This window comes from Paraeggerthella sp. Marseille-Q4926 (assembly GCF_916618935.1).
In the GTDB taxonomy this organism is placed as follows: domain Bacteria; phylum Actinomycetota; class Coriobacteriia; order Coriobacteriales; family Eggerthellaceae; genus Paraeggerthella; species Paraeggerthella hominis.
Window position 1 is genome coordinate 396,032 of the sequence record NZ_CAKAKF010000004.1, and the last position, 14,766, is coordinate 410,797.

At 61.5% G+C, this 14,766-nt stretch carries 11 protein-coding genes; 6 read left to right on the plus strand and 5 right to left on the minus strand.

Annotated features, from left to right (window positions below; genetic code table 11):
- Positions 1–420: 420 nt before the first annotated feature.
- Positions 421–1,719 (plus strand): hypothetical protein, encoded by a 1,299-nt coding sequence (locus tag LG373_RS10270; protein ID WP_225749727.1) that lies wholly within the window; start codon positions 421–423, stop codon positions 1,717–1,719.
- Here LG373_RS10270 and LG373_RS10275 read toward each other — a convergent pair.
- Positions 1,673–2,593: a DMT family transporter gene (locus LG373_RS10275; protein WP_225749728.1), complete on the minus strand. Its 921-nt coding sequence runs from the start codon at positions 2,591–2,593 to the stop codon at positions 1,673–1,675. The genes LG373_RS10270 and LG373_RS10275 overlap by 47 nt on opposite strands.
- Positions 2,594–2,884: 291 nt before the next feature.
- Here LG373_RS10275 and LG373_RS10280 point away from each other — a divergent pair, with 291 nt between their 5' ends.
- Positions 2,885–4,069, plus strand: a complete 1,185-nt coding sequence (locus LG373_RS10280; RefSeq protein ID WP_225749729.1) for a pyridoxal phosphate-dependent aminotransferase — start codon at positions 2,885–2,887, stop codon at positions 4,067–4,069.
- Positions 4,070–4,230: 161 nt separating this feature from the next.
- Here LG373_RS10280 and LG373_RS10285 read toward each other — a convergent pair whose 3' ends face one another.
- From LG373_RS10285 to LG373_RS10295, 3 genes are read right to left on the minus strand one after another with little or no spacing between them, the layout of a single operon-like run.
- Positions 4,231–5,301, minus strand: coding sequence for a low specificity L-threonine aldolase (locus tag LG373_RS10285; RefSeq protein ID WP_225749730.1), 1,071 nt, complete (start codon positions 5,299–5,301; stop codon positions 4,231–4,233).
- A gap of 58 nt (positions 5,302–5,359) precedes the next feature.
- A complete protein-coding gene (locus LG373_RS10290) occupies positions 5,360–6,571 on the minus strand; it encodes a 4Fe-4S binding protein (RefSeq protein WP_225749731.1) in 1,212 nt (403 codons plus the stop codon).
- Between the two features lie 48 nt (positions 6,572–6,619).
- Complete coding sequence (locus LG373_RS10295; RefSeq protein WP_225749732.1) at positions 6,620–8,209, minus strand: response regulator transcription factor; 1,590 nt, start codon at positions 8,207–8,209, stop codon at positions 6,620–6,622.
- A 160-nt stretch (positions 8,210–8,369) separates the two neighbouring features.
- On the opposite strand from LG373_RS10295, the gene LG373_RS10300 reads away from it, so the two are divergent.
- Both LG373_RS10300 and LG373_RS10305 read left to right on the plus strand, forming a co-directional pair.
- Complete coding sequence (locus LG373_RS10300) at positions 8,370–8,984, plus strand: iron-sulfur cluster assembly scaffold protein (RefSeq protein WP_225749733.1); 615 nt, start codon at positions 8,370–8,372, stop codon at positions 8,982–8,984.
- On the plus strand, positions 8,981–10,018 hold the full coding sequence (locus LG373_RS10305; RefSeq protein WP_225749734.1) for a hypothetical protein: 1,038 nt from the start codon (positions 8,981–8,983) through the stop codon (positions 10,016–10,018). The genes LG373_RS10300 and LG373_RS10305 overlap by 4 nt, the downstream gene beginning before the upstream one ends.
- A gap of 740 nt (positions 10,019–10,758) precedes the next feature.
- On the opposite strand, the gene LG373_RS10310 is transcribed toward LG373_RS10305, so the two are convergent.
- Positions 10,759–12,894 carry an aldehyde ferredoxin oxidoreductase gene (locus LG373_RS10310; protein ID WP_114567297.1) on the minus strand — a complete coding sequence of 712 codons (2,136 nt, stop codon included), beginning with the start codon at positions 12,892–12,894 and terminating at the stop codon, positions 10,759–10,761.
- A gap of 354 nt (positions 12,895–13,248) precedes the next feature.
- On the opposite strand from LG373_RS10310, the gene LG373_RS10315 reads away from it, so the two are divergent.
- Together LG373_RS10315 and LG373_RS10320 are read left to right on the plus strand one after the other, a co-directional pair.
- The gene (locus LG373_RS10315) at positions 13,249–14,016 is read left to right on the plus strand and encodes a 4Fe-4S binding protein (RefSeq protein ID WP_114567296.1); all 768 of its coding nucleotides are present in this window, start codon (positions 13,249–13,251) and stop codon (positions 14,014–14,016) included.
- A gap of 61 nt (positions 14,017–14,077) precedes the next feature.
- The gene (locus LG373_RS10320) at positions 14,078–14,761 is read left to right on the plus strand and encodes a molecular chaperone TorD family protein (protein ID WP_225749735.1); all 684 of its coding nucleotides are present in this window, start codon (positions 14,078–14,080) and stop codon (positions 14,759–14,761) included.
- The last annotated feature ends 5 nt before the right edge of the window (positions 14,762–14,766 follow it).

Consider the following 14,766-nt stretch of genomic DNA (forward strand, 5'->3'; position numbering starts at 1 on the left):
CATCCTTCTCGCAAGGCGCGCAAACCGGAATTCAACTTGCGAAAACCCCACTCTGATATTCGCCCAAGACGGCACGCGTTCTAGGTCGAACCTTTTCTCGGGTGCGGTCAAACGTATGTCAATGGGGTCCAACGGCGAAGAGACGTGCTGCCAAAAAGAACAGGACCCTGGCAAGGGTCCTGTTTAAAGGCGGGGCTTCTTGGAGCGCGGATTGTCGCGGATCCGCTCAGGCTGGAATTTATGAAAACAGCCCATACAAGGAGGTGCCAACGGCAACGAATGGGTGTTTCCAACGTTCCCGCCTTGCATATACTATAGTTCCTTGGCTACTGATTATCAATATATAAAAAATTGATACTTACTATATTGATAATTGATAGTATAGTTGCTTCAAGTTGATAGCAACCGGATGGAGGCGGCATGGGACGATGTGCGACCGAGGATATCGTAGAGCTTATGAACAACGAATGCTTCTATCGACTGCGCAGCGTTATCGACAGAGGGTTGCTGCTGTTCGAAGATCTCGATCAATACGAGCTCCCGGAGGGGTACACGAAAGACGAGATTTGGTTGATCTTGACTGCCATTCGCAAGCAGGTTGCCATATTCGTTCCCGACGATCCGTATCGCGAGGCCGATTGCTGGTTCATAACCACAAGCGCCATGGCCTTCGACTCGAAGATGTTGGAGATGCGGTGCATGGCGGGCTTTCCGCTGGACAAGGCGCTTGCGTCCTTGAAAGGATCTCCGTTTGTCACGCGCTACATCGAGCGCACGCTGGCTCGGGTTCTGGAAACGGAGGGCGCGCAGGTATCCGACGATCGGATACACGAGATATTCCTAGGCGGTCCGCTGCGCAGTGATCTTGACCGTGTGATCAGCAACTACTTTGAAGTGAGCAGCGACGCCGACCTGCTTGCCGAGCGCGATATCACGTACGGACTGGTCGAAACGCTGTACTATCGATTAACCGAAGGGGTCGACGTTCGCAACGTGCCGCGCAGGGGCGAAGTGTGCCCGCTTGACGAGCGCATTGCGCCGCCCACCTCGGCAGCCGCGATCGACGCCGTATGCCGCCGCGCCCGGCTTGACGACGACGAGTTCCGGTTTGGTCCCGTGCTGCGCATAATCAACGTGTCCTGGTTCTTTTGGAACTTCGACGTGTTTCCCTGCCTGAACTCGCTGGTGGGCGTTTTGCTCAGGAACATCATGGCCATCAAGTGGGGCTATCCGGTGCTGAGCTGGCTTCCCGTGGGATACTACCCCTTCGGGGAGTTGAACACGCCGCGCATGAAAGCGCTGTTTACCAACTGGTCGGTCGATTACGGGTTCGGTTTCGACTTCACGTCCTATTTCTCCACGTACGTCAAGCTGTACTTGGCGGAACTTGACAAACTGGAAGCGTCGGTCGAGCAGTTCCAGCGGCTTAGCGACCTGATCGGCCGCATGTTCGGCGCCGATTTGAATTACCGTCAGCGCTCCATTCTTGCGACCTTGTGCAAAGAACCCGACGCCCTGTTGCGCATCGGGCCTCATCAGCGTACGTTTCGTGTGGCGTATGCAACGGCTCGGGGCGATTTTCTGGAGCTTGAGCAGAAGCGGTACCTTGTACGGGAGCAGCGGGGACGAGCGTTCGTGTTCCAAGCATGCCCGGAGCTGCGTGAAAAGATCGTCAGCCTTGGCGAGGCGGCTTTCGAAGAGCCGGGGCAGCGCGAGTGATTGAGGGACGCGACTTGAGCCGAGCGCGTGCGAAGCTTTCGCTGAACAGCGCGCCTCCCAAGATGAGCGCACCGCCGACAACCTGGATGGGCGCGAGCGATTCGTGCAGCAAGGCGGCGGCTAGAATCACGGCAGAAAGCGGCTCGAGGTAGCCCAGCACCGCTACGGTTTGCGCGGAAACGCCGCCGAAAGAAGAAAAGTACAGGTAGCACCCGAGCCCTGTGTTGATCAAGCCCAACGTAAGAATCCAACCCCATTCATCGGGTGCTATGCGAAATCCCAGATCGCCTTTCCAAGCCATGAACAAAAGCACAAGAAAGAAGCTGGTCACCAGTTGAAGGGCGGAGCTTGCGACGCCGTCCACGCGGTCGGCTTTCTTGCTGAAGATCACCATGGCGGCGTGCATGATAGCCGACATCCATCCGCAGAACATGCCCCAAGCGGAACCGCCGCCGTCAAGCGTTTGCGCGTTCACCAAGACGGCTCCAACAAGCACGGTGCAGAATCCTACCACGTTGGAAAACGTAAGCCGTTCCTTGAAGAGAAACGGGGAAAGTATCATTACCATAATGGGAGCGCAGTAATAGGCGAGCGACGAGATTCCAACGCCTACCAGGCGATACGCCTCGTACAGAAAAATCCAGCTTGCACCCATGGCTGCGCCTGACGCTGCCAGGTACACAAGGTCGGCTCCTTTGGGCAAGCAGGCGGGCAAGCGTCGGGCGGCAATCAGGACGCACACCATCAAAGCGCTCCCTATAAGGGTGCGCAGCAAAACGATGGCATCGCTTGGCAGCGTGATGTGGGCGGCAATGATGCCGTTCGAGCCGAATAGGATCAGCGAGGCGATGAGTTTCACGTACGAAGATTTCATACGCGTTAGTGTGACACGACTTCATCGGATGCGAAAGCGCGCATCGCTCGCAAGCGCGTTTCGGATTGCCGCCGGAACGGTCGGACTTGTTTCAGGGCTGGTTTGGTTGCGGAAGCGAAAGCGGCGCTGTTGGAGGAAGGCTGCTTTTCGAGCGTGCGTGCAGTGCAGCCGGTTTGCACGTGAAGCTCCGCGCATCGATGACCTGCCGTTTGCGTGCGAAGACGCCTCGCGCGCATGACGTTGTGCTACTCTTGTCCGAAAACAATGCGAGACAAGGGAAGTGATGACGTCATGGTGAACGAGAGGATGTACGGGCTGGGGAACGAGCCGTCGGCGATTCGCGAGCTGTTCGCGTACGGGCTGGTGCGCAAGGCTGAAATCGGCGCCGACAACGTGTTCGACTTCAGCATTGGAAACCCGAGCGTCCCCGCGCCCGACGCGGTGAAGCAGGCTGCGCTCGAACTGCTCGATCAGCCAGCCGTGTCGCTTCATGGCTACTCGCCTGCCGCCGGCGTGCCCGAGGTGCGCGCCACCATCGCCGAGAGCATCCGCCGCCGCTTCGACGTGCCCGCTTCGGCTGAGCACATTTACATGACCGTGGGCGCGGCGGCCTCCATCGCCATATCCCTGTCGGCCGTCACGCAGCCGGGTGACGAGGTTATCGTGATCAGCCCCTTCTTCCCGGAATACAAGGTGTGGATCGAAACGGCTGGCTGCGCGTGCGTAGAGGTTCCCGCGCACGTGCCCGATTTTCAGCTTGACATCGATGCCTTGGCGGCGGCCATCGGCCCCAAGACCAGCGCCGTTATCATCAACACGCCGAACAACCCCGTGGGCGCCGTGTACTCGCGCGCGAACCTGGAGGCGCTTGCGAAGCTCCTGACCGAGAAAGAGGCTGAACTGGGTCGCGAGCTGTTCCTGATCAGCGACGAGCCCTACCGCGAAATCGTCTACGAGGGCATCGAGGTCCCCTACGTGCCGTCTTTGTACGCGCGCACCATCGTGTGCTATTCGTACTCGAAGTCGCTTTCGCTTCCGGGCGAGCGCATCGGGTACGTGTTCGTGTCCGACGCCATGGACGACGCGGACCGCGTGTTCGCCGCCGTGGCCGGGGCGGGTCGCGCGCTCGGCTACATTTGCGCTCCGGTGCTGTTCCAGCGCGTGATTGCCGCATGCGTGGACCAGCCGAGCGACGTGGAGGCGTATGCCGAGAACCGCAAGCTTCTGACCGACGGCCTGAGCGCGCTGGGGTACGAATACGTGGAGCCGCAGGGCGCGTTCTACCTGTGGGTGCGCGCGCTGGAAGACGATGCGCAGGCGTTCAGCGATCGCGCCAAGGAGCACGAGCTGCTGATCGTGCCGTCCGACAGCTTCGGCGTGGGCGGCTGGGTGCGCATCAGCTATTGCATCGCGCGCGAAACCATCGTGAACAGCATGCCGGCGTTCAAGGCGCTCATGGAGTCGTATCACGGCTAGGACCTGTCGTGCAGCTTGGTGAAGCTTCGGCTTGCCGGGTTTTTCGATGCTGGCGAATGCCGTCGTGTTCCGTTGGCATCGAAGCGCAGCGGCGCTTGTTTCGTCTTCCGATCTTCAGGGGGCGCTCCGGGGCGAGGATTCGTCTCGGAGCGCCCCCCTTCTTACAGCAGTTCCAGCAGCTGGTCTACGGCTTCGGGCCTGGTTGCCCAGCTGGTTGCGAAGCGAACGACGGTGCGACCGTCGGGCGTGCGCTCCCAGAATCCGAACGAGACGTCGCGTGCCAGGCGATCGCGCGTGGCGTCGTCGAGGATTACGAACTGCTGGTTCGTGGGTGAATCGATGGCTAGCTGGTAGCCCTTGCTGCGGAATCCTTGGGCGATGCGCTGCGCCAGATCGACGGCGTGGCGCCCCATCGCTTCGTAGCGAAGCTCGTCCTTGTCCTCCTCGAAGAGCGTAGCGAACTGAATGCCCAGCACGCGCCCCTTCGCCAGCAGGGCCCCGCGCTTCTTGACCAGCGTGAAGAAGCGCTCGTCCAGCGGATGCCCGAACGCGGCCAGGTTCTCCTGGGATGCCGGGCGCGAGAACACGACGGCTTCTCCGAACAGCGCTCCCACCTTGGTCCCGCCGATGTAGAACGCGTCGCACAGGCGCGCGATATCGCGCAGGGTGACGTCCGATCCAACGGCGGCCAGCCCGTAGCCAAGGCGCGCGCCGTCCAAGAACAGGCGCATGCCGAAGTCGTGGCACACGGCGGCAAGGTCTTCCAGCTCGGGCAAGGCGTACACCGTGCCGTACTCGGTGGGGTGCGATACGTACACCACGCCCGGCGCTACCATGTGCTCGTGGTTGGCGTCGTTCCAGTACGTCTCGCACAGGTTGCGCACGTCGTTGGCATGCAGCTTGCCGTTATGGTGCGGCAGCGCGAGCACCTTGTGGCCGCAGGCTTCCACGGCGCCTGCTTCATGCGTGTGGATGTGTCCGGTGTCGGCCGAGATCACGCCTTCCCAGGGGCGCAGCAGCTGGTCGAGCGCCACTGCGTTCGTCTGCGTGCCCCCAACCAGGAAGTGCACCGATGCTTCGGGTGCGTTGCAAGCGGTTCGCACCAGGTCGCGCGCCGCTGCGCAGTAGTTGTCGGTGCCGTAGCCGGGCGTTTGGTCGAGGTTGGTGGCTGCAAGACGTTCGAGGATGGCCGGGTGAGCCCCCTCCATGTAATCGCTGTCGAAGTGAAGCATGGCGTGCGTTCGGGTCCTTTCTTGCTGGGAGAGCGCACGGCTTTGCCCGTTCCGCAGTTCAGCGGCGACTTGGCAGTACGCGTCTTTTCGGGACGATGATCCGATGCGGCTCGAGCGCGAACAGCTCGGTTGCCGTTAGGGTTTCCTCGCATGATAGCGCACCGTAGCGGCAAGTTTCGGCGCAGACCCCGCAATCGCGGCAAAGGGGAGCGTCGAATTCGAGCACCGTGCCGCCGCCCGCCGCCTTGCCGGCCTTGCGCAGCGCGCCGGTGGGGCAGAACTGGGCGCACAGCGTGCATCCCGAGCAGTGGTCGACGTCGATGCTCAAGCGCGGTGCAAGGCTGCGCGGCACAACGGGGTTGTTGGCGGGCAGCCCGAAGCCGTGCAGGTCGTCGAGCAACTGCCAACGTCGGCGATCGGGTTCGGGGTCCGTTGCGGCGCGGTGCGGGTTGACCAGCGATTTTACAGGGGTTGGCAGCGCTTCGGCTGCCGCATCTGCCAACGTCGAGCGCGCCTGCGAAAGCAGATCGCGCCGCGAAAGCTGCCCGGCGGGGCTCTGTGCGTCCGCCAGGCTTTCGGCTTCCTCGCATGCGCATGTTGTTAGATCGATGCCCCAGATATGGGCGATGCGCTGGGCGTCCAGGGCGGCCTGGGGAAGCCGCGTCACGGCCTGACGATGTTCGCAGGAGGCGCAAGGAGCGCTCAGGAGGAAAACGCGCTGTGCGCCAGCGCATGCAGCATGCAGGATGAGTGCAGCGTCCACCCAGGCCAAGCAAGGAAGAATCAGGGTGCGTTCGACGTCGAGCCCCAGGTTCTCTGCGCCGCGCACGCAGGCGAATCCCATCGTTGCGGGGTTTGGGGCGAACGGCGGATCGTCCGCTTCGCCGTATTCGCACGCTGCACGCTGCTCTGCTTGGGCTTGCTCTCGGGCGGCGGATCCCGCCGCTGCGCACGCTGCGAGCAGCGTGTCGTCATCGTGCGGGGAGATTGCGATCAGCGCATCAACGGGGCAGGCAGTCACGCACGCTCCGCAGTACGCACAGCTTTGCAGATCGATGCGCGGGCCGGAAGCGGCGTCTTTGCCGATGGATTCGTATTCCCTGGCGCCGCAGGTTCCCGCTTCTACGCGTGCTGCTCCCGTGGGGCAAGCGTCAGCGCAGGTCGTGCAACTGGCGTGCAGGTCGCGCTCGGAAAGGCAGCGTCCGCTCGTCAGCACCGCCAGTGGCGGCCGGTCGACAATCCGCTGCGCAACATCTATAACGTTCGGCATGGCGCGTCCCCCTTGCTTGCGCGGTTTCGCAACGCCGTTGCACGGGCGCTACGACGTGTAGTGCTGCATGTAGTCCAAAATCTCCTGACGAGAGTGCAGGCCCGTCTTCGCGTAGATGCGCTTGATATGCGCATGCGTTGTGCCGGGGCTGATGAAGAGCTCTTCGGCAACGCGCTTTTGCGTGAATCCTAGCGCGTACAGGGCCAGTACCTCCACCTCTCGTTCGGAGAGCATGAACTGTTTGCCTATCTCTTCGGCGTTGTGCTGCATGGACGCTTGGCGCATGTCGGCAAGCGTTTCGTGCTCGTCGAGGCCCATGATCTTCGACAGCACGCTTTGCTGCTTCTCTTTCCGCTTGTCTTCCTTCTCGTTTTCCAGTTGGGCAACGCTTAAGAACTGCGTGAGGACCACCTGGGTTGACAGCACGATAGCCGTTCCCATGACGGCGCACATGAGCATGTCGTTGGCGGACAGCTCGTAGAACTCGATCAGGGCCACGCGCGTGACGGCGCGGCACCCCCAGCACACCATCCAGCCTGCGATGGCGTAGTAGTACGGGTCGCGCCAGCCGCAGCTCATGAACGCGATGATGATGTACCAGCTGAATGCCACCATGAGCGCGTTGAGCGTGGTGGTGAAGATGGCGCCGATGTCCAGCGCATCCGGAAACGCCGCATAGCAGATCAGCGCCAGGCATGCCAGCAGTTCCATCAGCACGAAAATCCCCACGGTCATGATGCGCTGATGCCGCTTCGCAACCAGGAAAACGATAGTGCCGCTGATGCCTACGACTACCAGGAATTCGATGAACCGCGTAACGGGCGTAAACGATATGGGCTGGCCGTTGGGGTATCCGCGCAGCATGCCGTCGACTGCGGCCAGGCACCCGACGCCGATAGCGGTAGCTATGAGGAATCGCTTGCTGGTCAGCATGCTCTTTGCAAATCCGAAGTAGTCGCTAGGAAGCGTAATGGAGCGGATGTCGTGAGCAAGCGCCTGCTTGCGTGCCCAGCGGATGCAGGGGTATTGCGCTAGAGCGAGGGCGCACGCCACCAGGTTTCCCAGGGCGATGGGCATGAGCGTGCACAGATAGATTTCAATTTCGCTGAGGATGAGCGCGGCGAACACGTACACGGCGGCCGTGATGGTTGCCGCCCCGCGCGCTCGCAGCAGCCAGTAGAAAATGGCCCCCGACGACGCAAGGGTGCACAAGGTGCTCATGGCGAAATGGGCTTCCCAGCTTTGCACGCCGAACATTTCGAACGCGCCCAGAGCTGCAAGGCCGACGGCTTCGAAGAAGATGCAGACGTGCACGAGCGCGTTGGTAAACGACTTCTTTACCCTTCGCTTCGTAATGGCGATGTACAAGAAGAACACGCCCAGGAAAGCGAGCGCCACCAGCATGGCTCCGTCGGTGAGCATGCCCGCATCGGTGCTGGTGTAGCTTCCGTAGCTTGCTACGATCAGGCCGGCGCGACCGAATGCCAAGCCCACGATCGAGGGCAGCAAAGGCGAGAATTTCCGAAATTCATTGCGAGCGCCGTCTTCCTGCTCGCCTTCGAGCGGTGCCGGGGCGAACAGCGACACCTCGTCATGCTGACCAGCTTCTCCTGCAGCATCGTGCAACCGATCGTCCAACCGTGCCCTCCCCCGAAGCGATCCGTTGATATTCCTGATAACAAGGCCTTTCTTGCAAATTATCCCCAAAGAGGGTACGGAAGCCTTGCGTCGAGGCTCATCATAGCACAGTGTTCTATTCAGGTTTGTAACGGGCGCTTGAGGCTAAGGAGGCGGGGTCGTGGGAGATACGAGAGACGTATACCTCGAGCCGAACGAGCGGGCGGTTATCCGCACCGCCGATGTGTACCAGACGATTATCGACGACGGGGTGTCGGGGTATTCCGATACCCTGCTTGCCGTGGTGGCGAACTTCAGCAACGGCGGCGCGCCCGAGGGTTTCAACGCGCAGAGCATGGTAGGGAAGTCCAAGCGCGGCGAGGTCGCGTTGAGGCTGTTCGCTGTGGTCGATCCGGCAACGGGAACGCTTGCGCGCGTAGGGTTCAAGACGCGCGGCTGCCTTGCCATGACGGCGTGCGCGAGCGTGGTTTGCTCTATGATCGAAGGGAAAACCTTTGACGAAGCGCTTGCCGTGTCTGCCGAGGACGTGAAGGAAGCGCTCGACGGCGTTCCGTGGGACAAGGCTCATACGCCGGTGTTCGCCGTGGAGGGCGTGCGCGCTTTGGTCGGCGACTGGCTCATCCGCCAAGGGGCGACGCTGGATCGGCTGAATCGCGAACTGCCGTGCGACGAATATTCGGTCACGTGCATGCTGTGCGAGCACTGCTCGCTGCGCGATTCGCGCATTGACTTGCAGGTGAGCGAGGCATTGGCGAAAGCGGGCGTGAGGGCATGAGCGAGGTGCAGGATACGCTGTCGGCGGGCGCCGATCTTCAGGATGCGCCCTGCGATTGTGAAGCGGCTGAAGAAGTTGTCGATCAAGAAGCGGTTGCGTTGGAACTTGCCGAGCGCAATGCGCTTGCGGCCGTGTTCGACGACGTGCGAGAGCAGTCGTCCGACAGCCAGTTGGTCGAACCGACGCGCTGGGTTGACCTGGAGTTGGTTCCTGCCCATATGACGGCGGACGAATTCGAGATGTTCGTGTACGAGTACCTTGAAGACCAGCAAGCTGCTGCTCAGGAGCAGGCGAGCGAGGACGAACCTGCCGTTGTGTATCGAAGCGCCACGCGCGCAGTGGGGGTTCCTCCTGCGATTGTGGCGCCCGCGCCTGTCGAGGAGCCGGACGGCGCCGCTTCCGTGGATTGCGCCTGTTCGCCGGCGTTGGATGACGCCGTGCTCGAGGTTGCCGATGCCGGCAATCTCGAGGTTGTTGATGTTGCCGTCGATCTGGACGAAGCGGCTGCTTCGGAGCCTTCTGTGCAAGACGATCGCAGCCCCTTCGCCAATTTGAACATTCCCGCAGGTTATCGGCTGGTCGAGCTTGAAGGGGAGTGGGTTTTGGTTCCGACCGACGAAGACCCGGAGCCCGTCGAGCGCGTGGTCGATTGTACCGGGATCGTGGCTTTGGTGGGAGCGCGCAGCTACTATCTGTACGACAGCGGCCGCATGACCGACACGTTTGCGCACTGGGCGTTTTTGGCGGCCGAGGACAACAACGTGGTGACGTTCGTGGATTGCATTCGCGAGGAATCCCGCGTCTACCCGCGTCCGCTGCCTGCATCGAGCTTGAAGAACCCGCCGTTTCGGTTGACTGACGAGGAGATTGACCGAGCATGGGACGAGGTGCGCGAATCGGGCCTCTATCCCGATGTTCAGCAGACGCGCGCATCGAACGGCGACGTGTACTACTTCTCGACCGAGTACCTTACGCCCACATACGCGGGCTCTCTTGCCGAGTGGGCTTCCGTCGAGCGCTACATGAACGTGTAGCTCGCTTTGCGGGCCGGGCCGGCGGCGATGCGCCGTTGCCCCCGCGTCTGCCGCCGACGTGAACCCGGCTGCGCGCGGCTCGGGGCGGGCCGCGGAGCCTTGCGCAGCCGGGCTCACGTCGGCCCCTTCTCATGGCCTTGCGCACGAAAAACCGCCATCGCTGGCAGGTTCTTGCGGTTTGGGGTCGTCGGAAGACTCCTTGCTTTTGGCGGTAATAGAGCGATCTCGCGTTACGCCAGGTCAAAAATCTATAGAAAATTGCTAGGTGTTCGGATGCCTCTCATCGCACTTCGACAACGACCTCAAACCGTCAAAACCTGCCAGCAAACGCGGTTTTTCGTGCGCAACGGGGCGAAGGGGGGCGCGGGGCTTGCGGATGCGTGCCCCATGCGGGATGCGGGCCCCGTGCGGGATGCGATCCCCCCGCAGCAGCGTGGGCGCAAATCGGGGCCTGTGGCAAAAACGGAGAACCTCGAGGGCGCCCGCACGAACGGCGCGCCGGTAAAAGGCGTGGTCACATTTGAAGTGCGGATGAAAAGCGGCTTCATTCGGTTTTGCGGGCGTTCGGGATTGTCTCAGCCCCCCTCGCGCCCAACTTTTCCACCGCCCCTCATCTGCCATTCCCGCTACCCTGTTACACAGCGAGGCCCCGGAGCAATTCCGGGGCCTCGTGCTTGGAGGGAGGGGGAGAGGGGTACGGGCATCTGGCTTGCGCCAAGGTGCCCGTATGCGAAATGGCGTTACGGCAGCAAGTTCAAGCCGGCAAGTTCTTCCTTGACGTCGGCCATGCCGTAGTAGTCCAGGCAATCCTTCGTCGGGCAGCCCAGCTTTTCGTCCCAGCCGAACTTAGCGTACGTCATTTCGAGCGCCTTGTTCCAGTCGTCGCGATCCATTTTGTCGGTGCCTTCGGTGAAGGGCTGCTTGTCGGGATCCTTGGTGAACACCCACTCGGTGATGACGTCGTGGACGTTGCGCATGTCGTTGCAGCCTATCGTGCCGTCGGGGTCCATCATGCCGCGCACCGTTGCGGCACGCTGCAGCGTCATGATGCGCGCGCCCGCTTTGTACAGGTCATCCGTGGACACCTGCTCGCCGGTGACGGCGGTGAAGAACTTGGCTTCCAGATCCAGGTCGCCGCGGTAATCGCGCGTCTTCGAGGGGCTCATGGACATGGGCCACACCCAGTTGCACAGCGTAAGCGAGTCGTGCAGCACGTCGGTCACGATGCTCCACCAAGCGAAGTTCGCCTTGTGCTCGTTCATGGGGGTGTAGTTCTTGTCGGCGTCGATGGCGTCCTCGCCGCCCCAGATCTCGGCAGCTATCTGCTTCTTTAGGTCGAAGGGCAAGCCGCAGCCCTGGAAGTTGACGGCGGAGTGGATCATGTCGTCGCGGTTGAACATCATGTTGTACACGCCGCCCACCTGGCCGAAGCATTCGATGGCGTGGTGCACGGGCCAGCCGCGGTAGTTGATCAGCGCGGAAGCCGGCTTGTCGAACCATCCCATGTCGTCCCAGCGCTTGCACCACACGATGGGGCCGTGCGCGATGTAGGACATCTCGTTGTCGCCCTTGGCAATGTGCTGCAGCACCTTCACCATCAAGCTGGGATCGTTGCTCTTGAGGCCCTCCCAGTCGAACAACGCGTATTCCTCGGGCGGCAGCACGCGCTCGAAGATGCCGGTCGCGTAGCAGTGCGCGATGTCGCGGTACAGCTGCGCGTAGTTGCACCACAAGCCCAGGTCGTCGACCGTAGAGCCCATAGCCTGGTTCCAAATTACAAAATCCTCGGAGCCGTTTTCAACGGTGGTCTTGTCTCCCAAAATCTTGATCATGTACAGGAACGGGAAGTTCGGCACGCAGGTGTTGCCCGTGATCTCGAAGCCGCCGTTGTCCTTGCTGCCGGGTACGCGCAGGTCCGAGTAACAGTGGATGGGGCAGCTGTGGCAGCCGTTCATCTTGATGGTGTACTTCTCGGCTTCAGGGCCGTCGTCCTTTACGGACTTCATGCAGCGGTAGCCCACCGTGTTCAATTCGCCGGGCTTGGGCTCGCCGGTTTCGATGGGGCCGCCTTCGGCCTGCGCCCAGTACAGACCCTTGCGCGCCGTCCAGCGGGAGCCCTTGTCGTAGTACTCGGCCCATTCCTGCTGCGTGGAGGGAACCACGTGGTTGTTGTTCGATCCCACGATATCGCGCAGCATGTAGTCGGACAGCTCCGCTACCGTTTGCGGGTCGGCTACGTTCACGCTGCCGTTGCCTTCGACCACCAGAGCCTTGATCTTCTTCGATCCCATGATGGTGCCCACGCCGGCGCCTGCCGAGTGGTTGCGCGAGTTCATGAGGCATGCGTACGGAACCAGGTTCTCGCCGGCGGGGCCGATGGTGGCCACGCATGCGCTCATGCCCTCGATGCGGTTCAGCGTTTCGGTGGTGGCGCGGGTTCCCATGCCCCAGATGAAGCTGGCGTCCTTGATTTCCACCTGGTCGTCTTTGATGTGCAGGTACACGGGCTTGCTGGAAGCGCCCTCAAGCACGATGGCGTCGTAGCCGGCCAGCTTGATCTTCGCGCCGATCATGCCGCCGCAGTGCGCATCGACCGGAAGGTGGTCGGTGGTGAAGGTGGACAAGAAGCTGATGGTGGTGCGGCCGGCCAAGGGCACGCCCGATGCCGTCAGGGGGCCAACGGCGAAGACGATCTTGGACTCGGGCGCCAAAGGATCGGTTCCTGCGGGAACTTCGTCGTAGATGATCTTGTTGGCAAGGCCCATGCCGCCGATGTAAGCCTTGTAGGGGTCGGTCGGTTGCGTCGTGATCGCGCCCGTGCTGAGGTCGACGCGGAGGATCTTACCGGCCCATCCGTACGATTTTTCGTCAGCCATGTTTGCATCTCCAAATTCTTGATAGTCGGCTCTTTGTTGTGTGAGAACCCAGGGGATGCGTGCGGAACACGGTGACAGAATTCGTCGCCGCCCAGTATGCCTTGCTCTTCTGAAGTGCGCGTACCCTGTTTGAGGGTATTTCGCAAAAATGCCCGATTAAAGCCAAAAGCACCTCAAAGAGGGTAGGGACGTTTGCGTAGGGTAGGCATACTGCAATTGTTGTGTGAACCAGGAAACGCAGAAATGCAAGGATAGCGCGGGACGGGCCTCCCTGGGCGCAAAGGAAAGCGCTCGCAGGGCGGCGAAACCACTGAAACGAGACTCACCATATATGTGAGGGGGGAGTATCAGGCTATGTCAGATACCAATCTGAACAACAACACCTCCGAGGAACAGCGCGCTCAGGCCAAGGAGCCCGCAGCGGCTGGATCCGCTGCGACGCCCGCCGCGTCCGAGGAGACTCCGAAGAAGAAAAACATCACGCGCCGCGACGTGCTGGCCATGGCCGGTTGCGGTGTAGCCGGCTTGGTGGTCGGTGGCGTGCTGGCTTCGTGGGGCGTGACGTCCGCCTCGATCGCCTCGGGGCGCATCGACATTCGCACGACGCCCACCAAGATGATCGTGACCGACCGTGCCCGCTGTTCGGGCTGCCAGCGTTGCGAGATGATGTGCACGCTGAAGAACGACGGTCGCGTGTGCCAGCACATTGCTCGCGTGCGTGTGTGGGAAAACTACAACTGGGGGGCCGGCCCCGACACCGGCGACGGCGTGTTCGGCGACGGCAACGGAGCTTGCGAGTTCACGGTGGAGCATTGCAAGCAGTGCGCCGACCCGCAGTGCATGAACTACTGCCCGGTTCACGCCATCTACTGCGACGAAGAAAGCGGCGCGCGCACGGTAGACGTCAAGAAGTGCATCGGATGCGGCATGTGCCACATGGCGTGCCCGTGGAACATGCCCGTGGTGGACTCCGAAACGGGCGTCTCGACGAAGTGCATTTCGTGCGGCCGCTGCGCCGAGCAGTGCCCCAATGGCGCCATCAAGTTCATCGACTGGGAAGACATTGCTCAGAAGGTCATCGATCAGGGCGTCGTGAGGACGGCGACCCTCGTGCAGGGATAACCCCGGTTCATCTGTTGTTGATGCGCGACAAGCGCATGATTCAAGGAGAGGAGGAAAGGCGATGATGAAAGACGAGGCCATGCTTTCGGTGCTGTCGATGTGCTTTGCGCCGGTTGAGGAAGCCGAATGGAAGCAGGCGTCGACCGGTGCCGCGTGGTCGGATTTCCTTGACGCCGCGCGTTGCGCCATGCAGGACGATCGAGCCTTCGGGGAAACTCCCAGCCCTATCGCCAATGCGCGCAGGCGTTGCCCGTTGCAGGAATTTCTTTCCGTCGGCGAGGTGAACGCCTTGTTCCGTCCTCCTACGTACCAGGAAAAGCGGGCGTTCGCGGCTCGGCATTTCGTTGGCGGGCTTCCCGAGTCGGCTTTGCCCGTCGAGTCTTTGTACCGACCTTGGACCAGCGCGGCAGGATCTTCGCCGTTCTTGCGCAATACGGGTGGATTGTACTGGGGGGATTCGGCGCTGTACATGCGCGATCTCATCGAGCGCTTGGGCTTTCAGGTGCCGCCGGAGTTTTCGGCGTGTCCCGATCATCTAGCCCTTGAGCTTGATCTTGCGGCAACGCTGCTGCGTTTTGACATGCGCGACGAAGCGCGACTGTTCCTTGTGGAACGGCTTGGCTGGCTTACGGCGTATCGGTTGCGGTTGCTGTCGCTTGAAGACGATGCGAGTTTCTACATTGGCCTGATCGACGTGCTCATGGGGATATGGGCGCAGGTTTCGCCGACGGAGATGAGCGCATGACGGGT